Raw genomic sequence first — 594 nt, 5'->3', positions numbered from 1 at the left:
GCACCACAAACCCGTTGTCGGGATTCTGCTGCGGAACCGACACCGTCACGGTCTGGTAGCCCTTGGGCGTATAGGCCTTCTCCAGTGCGCCGCGTGCCTTCTCGACATCCTCGGCAGTCCGCGACGGGCCGAGAAACGGATAGACCGCTTCCTCGACCTCGATCTGCGGCAGCAGATCGGCACCCTCGATGCGGTACTCGGAGATGTCGAAGCGCTGCGGCTTCTCGGCCGGCTTACGGCCCGCCGTTTTTTCGTCCGGCTTGCCCTCAGCGGCGGGCGGCGAGCCACCAGCGCCTCGCGGGCCGGACGCTTTCGTCTCGTCGCCGCCTCGCCGTTTGGCGGCATCGCCGCTCTCTCGGGGCCGCCCCGGGTCACCATCCGTCGGGCCGGCCTGTGCCGGTGCCATGGTCGGATCTTCCTTGGCCACAGCCATGTCTGCAGCGGTCATCAGCGGTGCCAATGTCAGAATACACGACGCCAGACGGCCATACATCGACGACCGCGAACTCAAGCGACCTACTCAGCAGGACATCCGCAAAAGCGGGTCATCGCCGCCAGAACTCTGGTCGCGCGGACTGGTAGACGCAAACGCAC

General features: G+C 66.2%; 1 protein-coding gene. It reads right to left on the bottom strand.

Annotation, left to right across the window (positions count from 1 at the left end):
* Positions 1–448: POTRA domain-containing protein (locus tag AACY08_RS28105; RefSeq protein ID WP_339472366.1), on the bottom strand; the 448-nt coding region annotated here is incomplete at its 3' end.
* Positions 449–594: the final 146 nt, after the last annotated feature.

Origin of the sequence: Pseudomonas sp. EL_65y_Pfl1_R83, assembly GCF_963970695.1 — a bacterium.
GTDB lineage: Bacteria > Pseudomonadota > Gammaproteobacteria > Pseudomonadales > Pseudomonadaceae > Aquipseudomonas > Aquipseudomonas tritici.
Note: the sequence above shows the minus strand (reverse complement) of the source record. Positions and strands in the feature narration are given on the sequence as shown.